Source organism: Paenibacillus sp. FSL M7-0656, assembly GCF_038003225.1.
GTDB classification, from domain to species: domain Bacteria; phylum Bacillota; class Bacilli; order Paenibacillales; family Paenibacillaceae; genus Paenibacillus; species Paenibacillus amylolyticus.
On record NZ_JBBOOT010000001.1, the window covers coordinates 2,353,340 to 2,372,449 of the forward strand.

Annotated in this window: 17 protein-coding genes; 2 read left to right on the plus strand and 15 right to left on the minus strand. The window is 45.8% G+C overall.

The features are described 5' to 3' along the window. Positions 1–5 precede the first annotated feature (5 nt). From MHI01_RS10190 to MHI01_RS10205, 4 genes are all read right to left on the minus strand, one after another. Positions 6–869, minus strand: a complete 864-nt coding sequence (locus tag MHI01_RS10190; RefSeq protein ID WP_017689719.1) for a carbohydrate ABC transporter permease — start codon at positions 867–869, stop codon at positions 6–8. Positions 870–871: 2 nt separating this feature from the next. Beyond that, positions 872–1,783, minus strand: a complete 912-nt coding sequence (locus MHI01_RS10195) for a carbohydrate ABC transporter permease (RefSeq protein WP_047842211.1) — start codon at positions 1,781–1,783, stop codon at positions 872–874. Between the two features lie 75 nt (positions 1,784–1,858). Beyond that, positions 1,859–4,786 carry an extracellular solute-binding protein gene (locus MHI01_RS10200; RefSeq protein ID WP_340983038.1) on the minus strand — a complete coding sequence of 976 codons (2,928 nt, stop codon included), beginning with the start codon at positions 4,784–4,786 and terminating at the stop codon, positions 1,859–1,861. Between the two features lie 126 nt (positions 4,787–4,912). Next, positions 4,913–6,292 carry an ABC transporter substrate-binding protein gene (locus tag MHI01_RS10205; RefSeq protein WP_340984842.1) on the minus strand — a complete coding sequence of 460 codons (1,380 nt, stop codon included), beginning with the start codon at positions 6,290–6,292 and terminating at the stop codon, positions 4,913–4,915. Between the two features lie 693 nt (positions 6,293–6,985). Here MHI01_RS10205 and MHI01_RS10210 point away from each other — a divergent pair. Then, on the plus strand, positions 6,986–8,023 hold the full coding sequence (locus MHI01_RS10210; RefSeq protein WP_340983039.1) for a LacI family DNA-binding transcriptional regulator: 1,038 nt from the start codon (positions 6,986–6,988) through the stop codon (positions 8,021–8,023). A gap of 119 nt (positions 8,024–8,142) precedes the next feature. Here the strand turns inward: MHI01_RS10210 and MHI01_RS10215 are convergent, their stop codons facing one another. Further along, a complete protein-coding gene (locus MHI01_RS10215) occupies positions 8,143–9,321 on the minus strand; it encodes a DUF4272 domain-containing protein (protein ID WP_340983040.1) in 1,179 nt (392 codons plus the stop codon). 21 nt (positions 9,322–9,342) lie between these two features. After that, entirely contained in the window at positions 9,343–10,563 is a 1,221-nt protein-coding gene (locus MHI01_RS10220) for an RtcB family protein (protein ID WP_340983041.1), read from the minus strand. A gap of 288 nt (positions 10,564–10,851) precedes the next feature. On the opposite strand from MHI01_RS10220, the gene MHI01_RS10225 reads away from it, so the two are divergent. After that, positions 10,852–12,294 (plus strand): erythromycin esterase family protein, encoded by a 1,443-nt coding sequence (locus tag MHI01_RS10225; RefSeq protein ID WP_340983042.1) that lies wholly within the window; start codon positions 10,852–10,854, stop codon positions 12,292–12,294. 55 nt (positions 12,295–12,349) lie between these two features. Here MHI01_RS10225 and MHI01_RS10230 read toward each other — a convergent pair whose 3' ends face one another. The 9 genes from MHI01_RS10230 to MHI01_RS10270 all read right to left on the minus strand — a co-directional run bounded on the left by MHI01_RS10230 (position 12,350) and on the right by MHI01_RS10270 (position 19,033). Next, positions 12,350–12,787: a GNAT family N-acetyltransferase gene (locus MHI01_RS10230; protein ID WP_340983043.1), complete on the minus strand. Its 438-nt coding sequence runs from the start codon at positions 12,785–12,787 to the stop codon at positions 12,350–12,352. Positions 12,788–12,830: 43 nt separating this feature from the next. Next, a complete protein-coding gene (locus MHI01_RS10235) occupies positions 12,831–13,256 on the minus strand; it encodes a GNAT family N-acetyltransferase (protein WP_036669633.1) in 426 nt (141 codons plus the stop codon). A gap of 16 nt (positions 13,257–13,272) precedes the next feature. Further along, on the minus strand, positions 13,273–13,596 hold the full coding sequence (locus MHI01_RS10240) for a CDP-alcohol phosphatidyltransferase family protein (RefSeq protein ID WP_340983044.1): 324 nt from the start codon (positions 13,594–13,596) through the stop codon (positions 13,273–13,275). Further along, positions 13,517–13,804 carry a CDP-alcohol phosphatidyltransferase family protein gene (locus MHI01_RS10245; RefSeq protein ID WP_340983045.1) on the minus strand — a complete coding sequence of 96 codons (288 nt, stop codon included), beginning with the start codon at positions 13,802–13,804 and terminating at the stop codon, positions 13,517–13,519. The genes MHI01_RS10240 and MHI01_RS10245 overlap by 80 nt, the downstream gene beginning before the upstream one ends. Beyond that, entirely contained in the window at positions 13,804–14,349 is a 546-nt protein-coding gene (locus MHI01_RS10250; protein WP_340983046.1) for a ClbS/DfsB family four-helix bundle protein, read from the minus strand. The genes MHI01_RS10245 and MHI01_RS10250 overlap by 1 nt, the downstream gene beginning before the upstream one ends. A 199-nt stretch (positions 14,350–14,548) precedes the next feature. Then, positions 14,549–16,474 (minus strand): ABC transporter permease, encoded by a 1,926-nt coding sequence (locus MHI01_RS10255; RefSeq protein ID WP_340983047.1) that lies wholly within the window; start codon positions 16,472–16,474, stop codon positions 14,549–14,551. Then, positions 16,471–17,226 carry an ABC transporter ATP-binding protein gene (locus MHI01_RS10260; protein ID WP_036669625.1) on the minus strand — a complete coding sequence of 252 codons (756 nt, stop codon included), beginning with the start codon at positions 17,224–17,226 and terminating at the stop codon, positions 16,471–16,473. The genes MHI01_RS10255 and MHI01_RS10260 overlap by 4 nt, the downstream gene beginning before the upstream one ends. Positions 17,227–17,342: 116 nt before the next feature. Then, on the minus strand, positions 17,343–18,347 hold the full coding sequence (locus MHI01_RS10265) for a sensor histidine kinase (RefSeq protein WP_340983048.1): 1,005 nt from the start codon (positions 18,345–18,347) through the stop codon (positions 17,343–17,345). Further along, on the minus strand, positions 18,344–19,033 hold the full coding sequence (locus tag MHI01_RS10270) for a response regulator transcription factor (protein ID WP_340983049.1): 690 nt from the start codon (positions 19,031–19,033) through the stop codon (positions 18,344–18,346). The genes MHI01_RS10265 and MHI01_RS10270 overlap by 4 nt, the downstream gene beginning before the upstream one ends. Positions 19,034–19,110 lie beyond the last annotated feature (77 nt).

The following is a 19,110-nucleotide window of genomic DNA, read 5'->3' on the forward strand; positions in this document are numbered from 1 at the left end:
CCCCCTTAATCCTTCATGCCCGAGCTCGCCATCGTCTCAATGATTCGGCTCTGAGAGAAAATAAATAGCGTGATCGGCACACTCATCAAAATCAGTGCTACCGCAGCACCCGCTCCTGCCCGGGATATTCCGCCCTGAATAATCTGACCTGCTGCATAATGCAGGGTCTTGAGCTGCTCGCTGTAGATGTACCCATTGCCATCACTGCCCCATAACATCTGGAACAGCAGTATGATCAATGTAAGCCAGGCTGGTTTCACATTGGGCATGACAATGGACCAGAAGATTCGGTATTCACTGGCACCGTCAATCTTGGCTGCTTCCAGCAGTGCATCCGGGATCTGCTCCATGAACTGTTTCATCAGATACAACCCGAGTGAATAGGCAAATGCCGGAATAATAACAGCCCAGTACGTGTCGATCCATCCGAGCCATGACATGATCATATAGTTTGGAATTGCCGTTACCGCAGGTGTGAACATCAGTGACAGTACGACCACTTGGAACATGAATACTTTGCCCGGAAACTTGTGTTTGGCAAGTGGGTACGCCGCTGCGGAAGCTAGCAGTACATGGCCTACGATACCGATGCCTGTAATAAATACCGTGTTGAATATATAACGTGAGAAAGGCACCCACGAGTCACTCAGCAGATTCAGCAGATCTGTAAAGTTGCTGAACGTCGGATTTTTGACAAACAGCGTTGGTGGAAAGGTGAAAATCTCATCCAATGGTTTGAATGCATTGTTGATCGCATAGATCAACGGTAGCACCATGAAGGCACCAAATACGAGCAGAAGGGCAAACAGGGAGAGGCTTCCCGATAGCGAGCGATTCACCCGCTTTTTGCCTGTCGCAATTGCAGCCATAGCTATTCTCCCACCCTTCGAAGCAGTTTCTGGACCAGCAAGTTGGTGCCCACCATAATCATGAACAGCACGGTGGCAATCGCCGATGCATACCCCATCTCAAACCGCGTAGTACCAAAGTCGATCAAATGGGTCACCACAGTCTCTGCTGCATAGTTCACACTTGGGAACCCGGCCAGCGCGATCGACACATCGGCCACGGCAAACGAGGTTGTCAGCTGAATGACTGCGCCGAACATCAACTGTGGACGCATCGAAGGCAGGGTAATGTACCATAGTTCCTGCCAGCGATTCTTGATCCCATCCACCGCTCCCGCTTCGTACAATGTCCGGTCCACCGTCTGCAAACCAGCGATAAACGCCAGAAATCCGGTTCCGAGACTCAGCCATAGCTGCACGAGAATGAGAATAGGCATAATGTAAGCTTCCGTCTTCAGCCATTGGATCGGCTCCAGCAGAAAACCCCATTTGATCAACAGCCCATTGGCAATACCATAACGATCTCCCGAGAAGATCATCAGCCAGATAAAATACACATTGCCCGAGATGGAGGGCGCGTAGAAGATCAGCGTCATGAACGCTCTCCATTTCGGTGTTAACTCATTAATGATCCACGCGAAGACAAAGCAAGCAATATAACTGATCGGTCCGGTAATGATGGCAAACAACAACGTATTCTTGATTGCAATCAGGAATACATCATCCTCCAGAAACAGGCGAGTATAGTTCTGCCAGCCAATAAAACGCGGGAATTCCAGCATGTTAAAGTAGGTGAAGCTGAGTATGATCGAGATGACAACCGGAATCACGGTAAACATGAGGAACAGGAGCATATAAGGTGCAAGCAGAACATAGGAATGTTTGCTGGCCTTCATTTCCTGGAGCTTCCAGCTCCACCACGATTTCATGCCCATCCTTGACGCTTTCTCAGGAGGACTGTTTTGTCCGTCTCGGAGTGATATTTGTGGCACGATTAACCCTCCCTCTGCTTACGGAAGACCAAATTCATTACGTTTGACTCGAATCTCGTCCTGAATATATTGGGTATAATCCATGATGGATTCCCTGGCTTCCACTTGGCCAACAACGGTTTTGTAAAATGCATTGAACAGATGGCGGCCTGTAAAATAACCACCGGGTACTTCAGGAATGCCCTTCACCGTTTCGAATTGTGCCTTGAGATTGGCGTAATCCTCCGCAGGCCACGGCAGGGAATCCAGCGCCTTGATGTTGGCCGTTGGATACCGGGCAGCGGCACCCATCAGCCCTTCCATCTCCCGCCCGAATTCAGCTTGAATCGGTGTACTGGTCCACCACTTCATGAACTCCCACGCCGCATCCTGATCTTTGGCACCCTCCAGCATCATGACTGCGCTACCTCCACCCGGTACGTCCCGATTCAAGGTACCATCCGCTTGAACGGTTCCCGGGACAGGAACGAATCCCCATAGTCCGCGAATCTCCGGTGCAAATACGGACAATTGGTTGTACATGGTGTAATCCGTTAGTCCGATAGGCATCTGTCCTGTCCGGAAACGGTTGGCAAAATCATATTCCCGCTCTAACTTGTAATCGGTATAGAACTCCGTCCACTGCTTGAACGTCTCAATTCCGATCCTTGAATCCAGATCCGACTCCTTGTCATCGTTACGATAGAAGGCGCCGCCGTTCTGAAGCAGCATCGTGGCATACTGAGAGTTCGGCGGAATATTGACACCCTGCATATTCGCTTGGGTCACAATCGGCATACCAAATTCCATATGATTTTTGCTCAGAATCGCGAGCAGAGCTTCGACATCTTCCCAGTTCTGAGGCACTTCAAGTCCGAGTTCTTCGAGCACGTCTTTACGATAAAACAGCATGTTAAAAGTTTGCGTTTCCGGCAGGGCATATACGCCTGAATCATAGGCATACGGCACGATTGCACTTTCCCTGAACTCCTGTTCCACGGTGCTATAATCACTGAATTGCGTCAGATCTACAGCCGAGTTCCGCATCGCAAAGTTCACCGGCAGATCATTGCCGATCTGCATCGCTACATCTGGTCCTTCACCGGACAAAGTCGCTGGCAGCAAGGTTCCCATATTCACCAGCTTCAGATTGACATTGATACCACTGTCTGGTGTGAAGGTCTTGTCAATCATCGCTTTCATCGTATTCGCCTGATCACGTCCGCTACCAATCCAGACGGTTACCGTACGCTGATCTTCAGATGTAGCTACATTACCAATCTGGTTATAATCAATGAAGAACGAATGATAGAATATCTTCGCTTCATGACCAAGCTTGGCAAGTGGCCCCATACCTGTTCCAGGAATATCGCGGTCAATCGAAGTGACGTACAGTGCATCGATTTCAAGGGGCTGCTCTCGTGCCTGCTGCACCCATGTGCCGAGACCGCCTGTATTGGTTTTATAAGCCGCAAGCCGTCTTGGAATGGTATCTGGCTTGTCAATCATCTCGTCCAGTTGCAGCGCCATCGTCTTAATCAGTGCTTCCTGATCGCTGGACTGTCCTGACAGAAGACGAAGCTGTGCGGCCACGTCCTTGAGACGTTTACTTTCTCCGCTGAATACTTCCAGCAGGTTCGGAATCTGTTTTTCCACCCGGTAATCACGGAATTCATCAGGCTTGGTGCCTGTAATCATCAGAATACGTCGGTACATGGAGTTCAAGTTGTACAGACTGTCCTCCACATTGCGGATAAGCGGTGCAAAATCCCCGAGGCTGTTCTCCAGCCGCAACACATGTTTTCCTTTTTCCATGTGAAACTTGTATGCTTCCTTGCCGCCCATCACGTCAATACGATAGTCACTTTGATAACGGAAAGGTGCTTGAGCCATCTCTGCAAACGGAACTTCACCATCGATGGTCAGTTTGCGTGTAGAATAGATGCCTTTGACAAAATTCTGCTGAGCGGTAAAACCGATATGATACAGTCCACTTTCCGGCACATCCACTTCCCATTCAATCCATTGTCCTGGCAGACGCCAGTTAAAGCCGCCAATCGTATTGATGCGTACCTGGGAAGCGCTATAAGGAGATACAGCAGAACTTGACCTTTCGCTGGTCGGGTATAACGTAGGTGAAGATTTGGCAATCGCGGCTTCTCCTTCAATGCGAATCAGTACATCCTTCGGCTGCCCAGAGGAGTCCGATTGTTGTGCCCCTGCAGTCTCTGTGTAAGGAACAGCTGTCTTCTCATTGAAAAGACGAATGGACCGAATCACCATGGGTTCACGCGATGGTTTTAGCGTTAGCGTGTGTTCCCCTTTTTCCAAATAAAACTTGAATGGAGTCTGTTCGTACCCGTCGGAGTCCTGAAACGTTTCTTCCAGCCAGCGTGGTTGCTCCACTTGTCTCGGGCGAAGGTCATTGCCTTGGTTATCCTGTTCAACGACATCTTTCTCATTCGCCCATACCCGGTCAAACTGCAAATAGGCGGCTTCCGCAAAAGGAAGTTCACCATCAATGTACAATGCACGCTCAATGGCCGAACTCTTGCCTTCTACGGGAAAATAGATTGCGGACAGGTTATACAGCCCGGTCTCCGGCACATTAATCGTCCAATCGACTTGTCCGGTCTCTCCGGTATGGAGAGATACACCATCCATTCCTTCATAATTAGTCAGTTTGCGGACGTCTTCACCTTCGGCTTTTATGTAATCTCCTGCTTCAATGGTGATGTCCACATTCGGCTGTTTAGCCTGATCCGTTCCGGATCGATACTGTTCGTATCCCTTTTGCTGCCGGGTCTGCTGCAAGACTGCATCCACTTCAATGGCAGGCAGACTGCCAGGTGGAATGTTTGCACTCTTTCCATCAGCGCCGGAAGTTATATATAGAATGATGCAGGCTGCCGCCACGATGATTACTGTGGACAATATCCATGTCTTACGTTGTAGAATTCCAGCCATCCTACGAGTCCTCCTCATCAAGGCTGATGCCAGCAATGCCGATTTGGTGGTTCAGGAAAAGGGGCTCCGTGCAACATTGCCGACACGAGCCCCCCTGCCTGAATCGTTTGCTGGTGATAAGTGTTGTTATTGTTTGCCGAGTTTATCAATTGCAGCTTGTGCCTGTGCTTTGTATTTCTCGGCTGTTGCTGTCACGGAAGCATTGTTTTTGATGATATCGTTCACATAATCCCCGAAAGGGTATCCTGTGTAGGCATCATCCAGCAAGATGCGGCCGGTTCCAGCGATGTGCTCGCGAATGATCGCAATATCCTTCTCGTCGGTATAACGACTCTCCAGATAATCTTGACCTGGATACTCTTCAATCTGCGGGATGTCGAAGGTCTCTTCATAGATTTGGTAGACAATCTTTGGATCTTCCACACCTTTTGGAATGAATTTTGCCGATGCCGCGTTGTTTGCATACGTTACCTCTTTGCTACCCTGTGGCCCATTCGGAATCGGCACAACACCAACCGCAAAGGTGAGATCGCCCAACTGCCATTCAGCAGCGGTGAACAGAGCTACATCTCCATCTTTGAACGTATTGCTTTCCTCCCAATTGGTTTTGTCACCGGTTTTGACCTTCACGACATTTTCCACGTTATACAGGCGTTTGACGAATTCGGCAGCTTCAATCGTTTTCGGATCGGATAATCCTTCTTTGCTATTGGTATCATCCACGATCGTTCCACCATTGGCTGCGGTAAAATGACGAACGACATCAAGCGCCCAGCCAGAAAATCCGTATACGTCAGTTTTGCCGTCGTTATTGGTATCTTTGGTTGCCTGTTTGACAAGTTCCATGAATTTGTCCCAATCCCATTTGCCTTGGTTATACAGTTCCTGCGGATCAGGTAATGACAGTTTTTTGAACAAGTCACGATTATAGTGAAGTCCCAGACCGATGCTGGTTGGAGATTCGAAGGCATATTCGTTGCCTGCAATGGCAGGAAATTTTGCAATCAGGTTAGCCTCTTGGTTGATGTTGTTCTCAGGTGTAGTGAATTCGGAGATGGGCAATAGTTGCCCTTTGAGGATGGCGGGTAGTGCGGATTTGTACTCCATCTGAACGATGTCGGCGAACGGTTCGCCAGCCAGTGCAGACGTTGTGAATTTGTTCATGTATTCTTCAAAAGGTACGTTAACAAACTCCAGTTTTACGTTGTATTTCTTCTCGACCTCTGCAATTTTATCAAGTCTGGCCTTATCGGAGGCCGTCTCTCCCGCCGGTTTCAAGTCCCACCAGGCCGCGACCTTGATGACACGCCCACCCAGATCAGGCACATTAACCACAGCTTCTTCCGCTTCGCCCTCTTTCTCTGTCTCAGCGACCTCGGTGCTGTTACCTGAGTTCGTTGTTCCCTCTGCTTCGGTCCCCGTCTGCGCTGTCCCCCCACCACTGCAAGCGGATACAAAAATCATCACAGCCAATAACATCAGAGGTAGAACATTCCATCTTCTCATCATGATTTTAACAACCTCCCCGAATGTGTATACCAATCATGGTTCACCCTAAATCGTTAACCCCATTCATCAACCAATCGAAAATAAACAACCACCACCATTTGTTATTTCTTTGTTTGCTTTAGACAAACAAAATTTAACACAGCAAAATGTAAGCGTCAACATTTTTGTTGTTAACATTTTCTTATTTCTCTGATAAAATGCTGATTAAACTGTAATATTCCTGTATTACAGCTTATTCAAAATCCTGGACTCTGAGTACAAACATATTAAACCTTAATTCTAACTTTGTTTATTTTGTTATTTTTATAAAATAACAAAATAATAATTCAACAGACAAAATTCGTCATACTATCTGAAAATATGCTTACCGTCACGTTGAACGTTCATCCTAAAATACTGTGCATCACTAACATTTTGAATTCTCTGTCCGTTATTAGATTAAGAGAAATACATCATGTTATACTAGGGCGTGTCTTAAATCTCACTTAAGGGCATCTTTCACCGCCTTTTCGCCCCCTGCTGCGTCACTTTCTCTTGACGTACCCCGGTACGCCTGCGAAAAAGTTCCTGGCCTGGAACGAAAATTCGGCAAAATCTGCTCCTTTCGGAGTTATAAGATACGCCCCGGGATCAGTTGGATATCGCTCCAAATAAGGAATACGGCAGAACTACGAGTGTAAGGATGGTATGATGAAGACAAAGGTAACAATTCAGGAGATTGCACATTTTACGGGTTTGTCGAAATTCGCGGTGTCACGAGCTTTGTCTGGAAAATCGGGAGTTAGCGATCAAACGAGGGATGTCATTCTCAAGGCCGCTGGCAAACTTGGATATTTCAAAGATAACAGCATGTTGTCTGGTGAACTGTATAACAGCCATGAACTTCAGGAACCAAAGAACACACGTTCAAGCGGAACGATCTTGATTTTGTTCCCCAATGTTCGGTACCAAAATCAAGACTCCGTATACTGGGGACCCGTCTTTAACGGGATCTCTTCCAAGCTGAACCAAAAAGGGATTAATATTCTGACCTTAACGGAACCCTCAGCAGACCAGCTATTTACCCTACTCAACCCGGATGCCATTCGAGGGATCATTACCGTTGGCTCTATCTCGACCCCGATTCTGCTTGAAATCAAGCGTCTTAGTATTCCGGTTTTAATGGTGGATCATCTGGACCCTGTTTTTCACAGTGACAGCATATTCACCGATAACTTCGCATCCATGCGAGAGATCATGCTCTATTTGCTCCGCAAGGGTTTCAAAACATTTCAGTTCGTTGGCAATATCGGGGATGCTCATAGCTTCTATGAACGCTGGATTGCGTATACTTCTGTGCTTATGGGTCATGGGATGGAAATACATCAGATTCCCGAGCTGAGTAATCAGGCATTGGATGAGTTCCGCCAGACGTTCACTTCGGTGATCAGTGAGGATAACCTGCCTGAAGTGTTTGTATGCGCGAATGATTTCTATGGGCTATACACCATAGAAGCCCTTGAGAGTATGGGTATTCGTGTACCCGATCAGTGTGTTGTCACGGGATTTGATAATCTATACGACAATATCCCATTACTGGCTACAGTTAATGTGAACAAGGAGTTACTCGGTGCGCGTGCAGTGGATCAGATGTTATGGCGCATTGCGAATCCAGAGAGCAACGTCGAGAAAAAGTTGATTCTTGCTGATGTCATTATTCGTGAACAGTTTGGCAGGCATAGTGGGTAATATGGCAGAATATCAAATACCCCTTTAACCGTATTCGTGCGGCTATAGGGGTATTTGTATTGTTGTATGTTGTGTAATGTTTATTGTTTATTTACAATAGGCCGTCACATCATCCCGTTCTACGTATCTGTACGCACATCATCCCACGCCAGATCCAGATAACAGATCAGCCAGTTCAATGCACGGTGACGTTCATAAGCCACTCCACCATTCAGGCCAGCTGGAGGTGTTTTGTCATTCACACGACTATCCACGCACACCCAGTTATAACGGTAGATCAGATCTGCTTCATCCAGAATCTCGCTCTTGTTACGCAGAGATGCATCGGAGAGAAAGTCGGTAAAACTATCCTTCTGTTGCAAATAACCGACATCCTTCCCTACGTTACATAACTCCGTTGGTGCACCCAGCTCCTTCACATAACCAAGCGCCCACAACATCACGTGGTACGCTTCATATCCCCAGGAGTAGGAAATAATCTCCTGCTGCTCTGCTCCGTGCTGGTCGATAAACCTCTTCTCTACGGGTGAGAAAAAGGAGTCAGCCTCATACTTGTCGATCACTTCCTGAACCAGTGCTGCGGTATCATCCGCACTTTCGCCTGCTCCCAGACACTCACCCTTAAGCGCAGCAAGACATAGGGCAACCGCACGGCGCGCAACTTCCTCTTTACTCCGAATCGTGGTGTGCTCATCTCCGGCCCTTGCGGGCAAGTGCGCATTATACGGAATGCCTTGTTCAGTCAACAGTTGCTCTGAACGCGCTTTACGTTGAATGCCAGACTCCGACTGGGGGCTGTCACCGTCAAGGAAACTGGTGTGCGCTGTCACCGTGTAATCCTCTACCTCAGATTCTCCATTCAAATCCAGCAATAACTGGCCTTCTGCATTCAGCAGAGATCCACCTCCCCAGAAGATAACAGCATCCAGCGCAACAGCTAACCGCAACAATTCGCCGAAGAATTCTTCCGATATGTCCTCTTCCGTCTCAATACCAACCACCATATTCAATGTGGAACATTTGATCAGTACCTTTTCCTGGAGCGAAGCATTGCGCCCTTCAATCTGACTCAAAAATCCAAGCATCCCCTGAATCATTGTCGTAAATTCCTCAGGATGTGTCTGGCTGGTCATGATATTAAAGCCTTTGGTTTTCTTACTGAGCCATTTTTTCTGAGTCACTTGAATATGGGTCTTGTCTTCCCGGCGTTCAATCGTACCCTCAGGATAAATGGATTGAATCAATTCAAACAGCTGATCCAGGTCAAACTGAGAGCTATATATCGCACAATTCCTCATGAAGTTCACCCTCTTTTCTAACTAATCCTTGTATGGATCGAATTCATTACCTCCGGCCATGGCGACACCAACGGGACGCAGCACATGGTTGATCTTCAACGTATTCGCATGTGCGTTCAGTACGTCTTGCAGTTTCTTGTACACAAACGGACTTTCGTCTGTGCCCGCTCCCCGCAGTTCGACACCATAGGCACGAATCGCCTCATGCATCTGTGCTTCGCTTATCTCACCGCCCATGCGTGTGCGCAGCTTGTAATTCATTTTCCCAGCCGCCTGGGTTCGACTCATCGTGCGCCCTGCCCCATGTACGGTGCTGCGGAATGACTCGGTGTTCTCCTCGCTGTGGATCCCCTCCACAATTACCGAGATATCACCCATGCTGCCTCCAACAAAACCGAGTTGCCCGGGTGCCAGTGGCGTTGCACCTTTGCGGACCACAACTACCTCTTCACCCATGTGTTGTTCCTTCCAGGCAAAGTTGTGATGATTATGAACGGCGTATTCAGCACTTGCCCCGAGAATTCCGAGCACCTGTTCAATGACATAATCACGTCCTGCATAGGCGTATCTGCCCGCCAAAGTCATTCCATCCCAATACATATCACCCATTTCGCTGTTCAGGTCAAACAACGTAGGCGGTTGATCCATCGATTCGCCCGGCGCTTTGCCACTGAACTGACGCCCTGCGGCAAGGTTAAGGAACCCACTCGCCACTTTATGACCGAACCCGCGGCTGCCAAAATGATTCGCGATCCACACCTTTCCCGTTGCCTCTTCTACAAAAATATCCACGAAATGATTGCCACTGCCTACGGTTCCAAGTTGATTGCGTGCGAGTGTCTTCAGCTTATGTTGTAATCCATGTTCAATGGTATCAAACAGCTTCCAGCTCGCATCATCGAACAGTTCATGATCCACGGGTGTTGGATTGTTACGACCCACGCCGAAAGAAATGGTCGAATTGATGTCATCCATAATCGCTACAATCTGATCCCGAATATCTTCCCACATCAGATTTGTGCGCACAGCCTTGTTGCCACAGGCAATATCATATCCGACACCTGACGGACTGATCATATTCCGATAAGCGACAACACCACCGATGGGTTGCGAGTAACCTTTGTGATGATCGGCCATCAGAGCCACACCCAATACATCTCCATATTGCGAGCAAGTCACCGCCTGACTTACGGCGTTCTCCAGCGGCTCCCCCCAGACTTTAATGTTATCTACGATACGCATGATTGTGTTAACCTCCTATGTACTCTTCTTAACTCGTTTAATTTAATCCATTCTATCAGAACTCTGACTCTGAGACACGAAATCCGTATATGGGGAGTATAGGCCAGCTACAGAGAGCCAATTCCATATATATATGGCCTGCTCCCATCATCCTAAATTCACTAGATAAGTCCCAACATTTGCAAAAATACAACATTAGTACTAACATTAAATATAGTGTAATTAAATCCATATATAGCCTTTATCTCAATCATTTTCATTTTATTTACTATTAAAGGAGGTATTTATTTGTATCATTTCAGAAAAAGGAAAAGAGTTGCCGCTCTTACATTAACCACAGTTATTTTGGCTACTGCAACGTTGTTTCCCACAGGGCAAGTCCATGCCCAATCTTCCATCGAGACCATACAGGGTCATGTGACTGAAGTACAGACAGCAAGAACATCAGATGAAAAAATTGAACTGTGGAAACAATGGGCCAGAGAACATGCTTACCGGATAAAGAGTATTACACCTGTTCATGAAGATATTGAGAGTAATAGCTTTACAGACTTGGATATGTTAAAACCACTGCTCCAGGATAAACGAATCGTATTTCTGGGTGAAAGTTCCCACGGAGTAGCAGAATTCAACTTAGCTAAAACCCGATTAATTCAGTTTCTACATAAAGAGATGGGCTACAATGTGCTCGCCTTTGAGAGTGGTCTCTCTAATACATCACTATCTAACGCCATAATAAATCAAAAAAGCGCAGAGCAAACAATGCAAAGCTCCATTTTCGGCGTCTGGTGGTCCAAAGAAATTTTACCCTTGTTTGATTATCTCAAAACGAGTGCTCAAACTGAACAGCCATTAATTCTGACGGGTTTTGACATGCAACTGCAATCCCCCCTACTTGATGGTCACTGGCTGAAAGATCAGAAACTCGCCAAACAACTAGCACAAACAGAAAAACAATTGTCCGAGTTTTATATCGGGGCTGACCTTCAATCCTACCGTGCAAAGAAACAGGAAATGATTCAAACTTACAAAAATATTTTAAAATCACTGCAATCCAAAGAGAACCAAACCTATCTGCAACAAGAATATCCCAATCATCCGGAACTATCCAAGTTGCTGGAACGAAGCCTCGAAGATCGAATTCGTATGGCTCAGGAGTATATTGAAATTTCTATCCGTTCCATGATTGAATTGGAGGAAGGGAAGATGGATGCATTTCTGGACTCCCTTGTTTGGCGGGATAAAGCCATGAATGACAATCTGATCTGGTTAGCTACGGAAGTATATCCGAACGAAAAGTTCATTGTGTGGGGTCATAACGATCATATACGTAAAGCAAACAGCAAAGTGATGGATTCTTCATATCCAGTTCCACTAATGGGAGAGATCTTCCCCGAGGAATTGAGAGAAATCAGCTATGTTCTGGGGTTATATGCTTCAAGTGGACAAACAGCGGATAATGCAGGCGAAGTTCACAATGTCGAACCAGCGTTGCCTGGTTCAATTGAAGCTATCATGTCTGCGACAAATACACCCTACAGTTTCCTTGATCTTCGTTATCAAAAAAGAGAGGCAGGGAACGCCTGGATGTTCGAACCTCGATTTGCTTATAGCTGGGGCATATATCCAGAGAGCTTTGTTCCAAAAGAGCAGTTTGATGGTATTCTCATGATCGACAATGTTCATCCACCTCAATATATGAGATTCAACTCGTCTAACTCGAAAGAGTAATTGTAAAGTAAGATCACAAAGAGAGAGAGCCACTGCCTCTCTCTTTTATGCGTCTTTAGTTAAAGTGTTTTCGGTAACCCTGAACCTTCTCATCCTTGAAACCTAATTTCTCATAAAACATATGCGCTTCCTTACGCTGATCGCCAGACACCAGAATCATGTAACCACAACCCATATCTTTTGCAATCCGCTCAATCTGGAGCATTAACCTCTGCCCAATGCCCTGCCTGCGTACCTGATCCGATACAATCACATTCTCCACAACCATGAACGGTTTGCATGGCCCTACCAGATCCATACACTCAACCCCCATAACGGACCCAACCAGTTTGCCATTGTAAAATGCCCCAAGCACATGATAATGGCCATTCTGCTGTATGTAATGAAACATCTTTTTCATCTGCTGTTCATTGGTAGGCATCCCCATCAACTCATGGTATAGCTGGCTTAGTGCCGGTAAATCTTCAAGTTCGATTCCTTTAATGGTAACCATCATAACCCTCCTGATTTTTCCTATTTCGCATGCTTTGTCTGTCTTAAGTGAGGTCTTTTTTAAAATAATAATGACTGTGTCCAGTCGGTGCATTCTCGATCGTTGTGATCAATTGGTAGCCATGTTTCTTGTAAAATTCCGGTGCTTGATAGGAGAAGGTGTTCAACATGACAAAATCACAAGATTTCTCTCGCGCAATTCGCTCAACTTCAAGTAACAACTGTGAACCATATCCCCGATGCCGTTGTTCAGAATCCACCCAAAGAATATCAACCTCCAGCCAGTTCCAGCAAAGTGTACTAAGCACACCTGCAACAATCTCGCCAGTCTCATTTTTGATATTGAAATTCAGTTCTTCGTACCGATGCCTTAATTCCTCACTCACATGTGCAGCATTAAATGCGATAAGTTGCTGGCGAACATACTCTGAATCCTCTGAAGTACTTGGATTAATATTTATTTGGGACATCTCCTAATCACTCCTTTTATCTCAACAGTTTATAATTTACGATAATGTAATTCATTCCGGATAAGAGAGTAACGCCTGTTGCAACCCATAGCAATGCCACATCCACTCTGATATCAGTCAGCAAACTAAACGGAACATTATTCAACAAAATGGCAATGATCGCTGCCACCTGAAGCACCATTTTGATCTTACCATATCGATCCGCTGCAAGAGCAATGCCCTGTTCTGTCGCTACCATTCGCAATGCAGTAATGACGATTTCACGTCCTATAATGATTACAGCAATCCATGAACTGATCATATTCTCCTGAACCATCATGACCAGCGCAACCGCAATCAACCAGTTTATCCGCCAGTGGATCAAGCAACTTTCCCAGATTCGTGATTTGGTTATATTTCCTCGCCACATATCCATCCAATTTATCCGTACCTGCCGCTACTGCAAATATAATTAGTGCAATCATCACGCTTTGCTGATTGAGAAAACAGATCATACACAATGGAATCAACGCGATTCTAGCCAACGTGATTTTATTTGCCAGATTCATTAGACACCCATTCTCCCCTCATCCATGTTGGCTAAGTGACCTTTTTTCCATTTACGTAATCGGGTCCGAAAGGATTTAAAAGGAGCTACCGAATTAATCTGGATCCATTTCACCATAGCCCACCTGGGCTTTGTTCCCGTCCACTGTCTCATCCCTTGTACAAATAAGTCCTCTTCACTAAGGGAGTCAATCCAGTTCTGCCATTGTTGTTCTGTCTCCCGAAACAATGAGCGTAACTCCTCCAGCGTACAACCTGAATACTTTTCGTAAAATGACTCATTTAATGACCCTAGTTGGTTCCATTTATATCCTGGTGCCGGCATATGGAATTCATTTCCCAACTGTTCATTTCGCTCCCAATCCATCACCAGGTTCATCCATCCTAACTGGTAGGCGATCATCTGGGCAGGCGTCTTGTCCACACCTTCAACCCACTTATCTTTGTCGCTGTTATGGATGTCATTGAACTCACCCTCAAACAATTCATAGGTGCGTCGAATCGTCTCACTTAACTCTTTCTTCGAGGCATATAGAACTCCAGGCACGCTACTCCACTCCTCTCGTTTCACCGTTATACATGAATCAGAAGCATGGACTCTATCATCATTTCGACTCAATTCCATAATCATCCTTTTTTTCATAAAGCTATATTTATTTCTGCAAGAAAAAAGGGCAGTCTGTAAACAATACAGCTGCCCTTTACTCAACCTATTTTGCTATATCAGCATACTCGTGATCCCAATTCTACAAAGCTTCCTTAATCACCCGTTTATAGTACCACACAGACAACAGACCAAAGATCGAATATAACAATGTATAGACTATCATGACAATGACCGTAGGTGTCGCCAGCTCCGTACCAAAGAAAAACCAACCTGATTTCACGGCAAAGTAACTATGACTCAACCCCACCATAAGCGGAATACCAAAGTTAAACAACTGCTTGATCTGAATTCCACGCAACAGATTGCCTTGCGTAAATCCGAGTTTTCGCAGAATGGTATAATTGTCCTTCTCCTCTTCACTCTCGTTCATTTGTTTAAAGTACAGGATACATCCCGATGTAATCAAGAACGTCAAACCAAGGAAACCAACAATGAACATAATTAAGCCCATATTATTACGTTGGTTATTTCTGAACTCAATCTGGGAGAAGCTCGGTGCTTCCAACTGTAGCTCCTTATATACGGCATATGCCTCTTCAGCCTGCCCCTCATTCAGAATACGTACACCATAGTAATCCGCCCACTCGGATTTTTGCAACTCGGGATCGAGATCCTGCCGCAACTGCTGGTATACCGTTTCATCTACTACCGCTACAGGCGTGCCCCCAGAATAGTATCCAGGAAGAACCCCCTTTTGGGTGGTTCCGATCAGTTGTTGGTCAAGCGTTCGCTTCAATCCATGCAAGACAATTGGACCTGTCTCCTGAATGGAAATCAACTGCTGAATGGCATTTCCGTATCCCATGAAGACCGCTTCGCCTGGTTGCAGATCAATGTTATCTACCATCTTGTCACTCAACACACTACTGAACAGGTACTGTTCCGTCATGGACTCATCCATCACTTTATGAGCATCAATTTCAATATAAATGGGCTGTCTATGCTTCTCTTCATATGGAATCTGTTTGTGTTCCAAATCCGTTACAAAGCGATTTTTCACCTCAACCTGAGCAAAAGAGAAATCCTCCGGCAAGCTTTCTTTCGCCTGAGCCTCTGCGGAATAATACGAAATGTAACTGAGTGACAGCATGCCAATAGCAAGCGCCGATACGGTTGTAATAATTGTAAGCAGCAATGCATTGGACTTCATGCGGAACATGATTGAAGATAAAGACAACACCTCATGAATGGATAGGTATCCGTTTTTACTTTTGCGAATCAGATTAAAGATAAAACTTACCGAACCCTTATAGAACAGGTATGTCCCCAGTATGACCGAGAAGAGAATCAGGATCATCGTATACATCAACTGCTGCATATCCATTGCCTCACCGCTGAACAGCCGTGCAGACATGAAGTATCCATACACAATCAGAGCAATGCCCAAGACGCCAACAATCATCTGTCCGACAGACATCTTCTGCACCTGCTGCTCCGAAGTGGCAGACACCCGAAAGAGTGAGAGAATACTCTGCCCCTTGATAAAGATGTAGTTCATCAGCATGATGAGCAAATACATTATCGTAAAGACAATCACCGTTTGCATCAGTGCCATCGGAGAGAAATACAGTTTCGTAATCGCATCCACACCGAGAATTTTGAACAATATCATCAATACCAGCTTGGACGCAAGAAACCCAATTAACACACCAATAGCCATGGAGCCAAAATAAAGGATACTGTTCTCCGCACTCAAAATACCAAAAATTCTGCCTTTTGTCAGTCCGATCAATTGAAATAATCCAATTTCTTTGCTACGCCGCTTGATAAAGATCGTATTGGCATAGAGCAAAAAAATGCCGACAATAAAGATTAATAATACCGAAGATGCGCCTATAGCCGCCGCACCTTTTGTTGAAGCAGCCACCTCATCCATGGAAGGATCATACTGTAACGTCACAAAGGAAAAATACAAGGCCACACTGAACACAAGCGCAAATACATAGAGATAATAATTCTTCAGATTTTTCCTGAGATTGCGGAAGATAATATAATTCAAGCTCATTGCTGCACACCACCCAATACGCCCTGGGTTTTGATAATATCGTTGAAGAACGATTGCCGTGACTCGTCTCCTTTATTCAACTGGGTGTAGATCTGACCGTCTCGAATAAAGATCACTCTGCTGCAATAACTTGCGGCAACCGGATCATGGGTAACCATAATAATAGTCGCTTTTCGTGCGCTGTTCATATCACTTAACTTGCCGAGAAGATCCGAAGCGGACTTGGAATCCAGCGCTCCTGTCGGCTCATCCGCAAAAATGATACTCGGCTCGTGGACAAATGCTCGTGCTGCCGAAGTCCGCTGCTTCTGACCCCCTGAAATCTCAGATGGATACTTGTCTTTCAATTCGTAGATTCCCAGTTCACGTGCGATCTGTTCAAACTTCTGGTGTGCCTCCTGCTTTGGAATGCTCGTAATCGAGAGCGGTAATAATACATTTTCCTTCACCGTAAGGGTATCCAGCAGATTATATTCCTGAAAAATAAAGCCCAAATGATGTTTGCGGAACTCAGCCAGCTGTTTCTCCTTCATTCCGGTGAATTCCTTGCCCTCAATATCAATCGTGCCCTGGCTCACCCGATCAATGGAGGAAAGTACATTAAGCAGCGTTGTTTTACCCGAACCCGAAGGCCCCATAATACCAACAAACTCTCCCTTGCTTACCCCAAGATCAATTCCCTTCAGCACTTCCTGTTTATTTAATTTATTACCATAGACTTTATGAATTTTTTTGGCTTCCAGTATCCACATTTCCCGCTCACTCCTCTTAGATCTTCTGCAAAATGCTCGTGTCTATATCATAGGCGGAATGTGCAGTGTTATCGTGTGATTCACCGAACAAAACCAAAAAGCATGTGACATTGTTGTCACACGCCTGCAAGATGCACCATGTCGTTTTTTCGCGGAAAAGTAAGTGTGACGGTTGTGCCCTCGCCAAGAGAAGATTCTACATGAATGTTCACATGAAGCGTCTGGACCACCTGACGAACCAGATACAGCCCCATCCCGGTAGCCGCCCCATCCATTCTGCCTCGGGTGGACGTAAATCCTTTATCAAATATACGCGGCAGATCTTGAGTCTCAATCCCTCGCCCGTGATCCTGAATAATGAGTATGATGTGTCCATCCTGTTCCCAACTTTCAATGAGGATGTCCGATGAATCGCTATATTTCACCGCATTGCTCAACAACTGCCGGAGGATGAAGCCTAACCATTTGCTGTCTGTGAGCACGCACGATACCATTAAAGACACATCAAAGCCAATGCCTTTGGAAATGCACCACGATTTCAGTGCTCGTATCTCGCTATTCAATACCGGTTCAAGTTCCGTCTCTTCGATGAACAGATCATTATGCATAAACGGAATACGCTTCTGATGAAGCTGCTGATCCAGCAACTGATGAATTCGTAACCATTCATATGTCATTTGGCTCTGTAACTTGTCATCTGGCAAGCGCTCGATCATCAGTTGCAACGCAGTCAGTGGGGTCTTCACCTCATGAATCCAGGACAACATCTCGTCCTTCTCCTGTTCCAGAGCGATAAAATGATGTGACGACTCCTTACGATACCGCTGTGTCTGGGAACTGACGGCCTCATGTACAAGCTGCTCATATGGACTTTCGGCGATATCAAGTTCTCCCAGATCATAGGTATGATCCCAGATGCTCAACTTTTTATAGAAACGGGTCTCTTTCAGGTATCTCGCCCAGATAAAAACAAGGCATACCACTACATTCAGTCCTACGATATACACCACAGATTGGAATGGAATGGACGAGTCCAGGTAGGCCACCAATAAAATAATAAGTTGCATGCTTACCAGTAGCCATAACCAACTAGCCCTTTCTCGTATGTACTTTCCGATCATGCTTCTGCCTCTTCCGTTGCCATGTACCCCTGACCTACTTTGGTTTCAATGTACCGCTCCAAGCCGATGGGTTCAAGTTTCTTCCGTAACCGATTAACGTTAACCGTCAGCGTATTGTCACTCACGAAATGCTCATGATCCCACAAGCTCCGGATGAGATCCTCACGGGTAACAATCTGATTTTTGTGCTCCACCAGCACTTTAAGAATGAACATCTCATTTTTGGTCAACAGGACAGATTCATCCCCGCAGGTCAGTATATTTTTCACATACTCAATAGTGGCACCGCGCCAGGTTCGAAGTTCAATATGCTCTGTATTATAGTTATACACCCTCCGCAAAGTCGCTTGGATCTTGGCAATCAATACATCGAAATGAAAAGGCTTCTGGATAAAATCGTCTGCCCCCAAATGCATGGACATAACCATATCCGCAGGATGATCCCGTGAGGACAAAAAGATAATCGGCACATTGGAGTGCGAACGAATGATCCGGCACCAATGGAACCCGTCATATTGGGGTAACTGAATATCTATAATGACCAGTTGCGGCTGAATTACGCTGTACTCCTGCAATACCTTTCCAAAATCCTGCACACCATACACGTCATACGACCATTGGGACAATCGTTCCTTGATTTCACTGAATAACGACTCGTCGTCTTCAATGAGCATAATTTTAAACAAGAGACTTCACCACGTTTCTGATCTTCTAAGGTTGAATAAGGTAATTAGACTCCGTTGTTGCAGGATCACCTTTACCG